This is a genomic window from Achromobacter sp. SIMBA_011 (assembly GCF_046535435.1).
Lineage (GTDB): Bacteria > Pseudomonadota > Gammaproteobacteria > Burkholderiales > Burkholderiaceae_B > Achromobacter > Achromobacter dolens.
Window position 1 is genome coordinate 1 of sequence record NZ_JAWRWN010000692.1, and the last position, 261, is coordinate 261.

Genomic DNA, 261 nt, shown 5'->3' on the forward strand with positions numbered 1-261 from the left:
TTCCTGCGGATCGAACGGCTTGGCGACGTAATCGTCCGCACCGAGCGTGAGGCCCGCGATGCGGTCGGCGACCGCGCCGCGTGCGGACGCGAAGATCACCGGAATGTCGTCGCCTTTCGCACGCAGGGCGGCGAGGGCGCGCAGGCCGTCGGTGCCGGGCATCATGACGTCCAGCACGACGACAGCAGGCCGCTCGCGTTCGAGACGCTGACCGAGATGCGTGCCATCGTGCAGGACCGAGGCTTCGAAGCCGTTGGCCCG

General features: G+C 69.7%; 1 protein-coding gene. It reads right to left on the reverse strand.

Features of this window, described 5'->3' with window-relative positions; translation table 11 throughout:
• On the reverse strand, positions 1-261 hold a 261-nt coding region (locus SB816_RS32715), incomplete at both ends, for a response regulator transcription factor (RefSeq protein ID WP_410548340.1).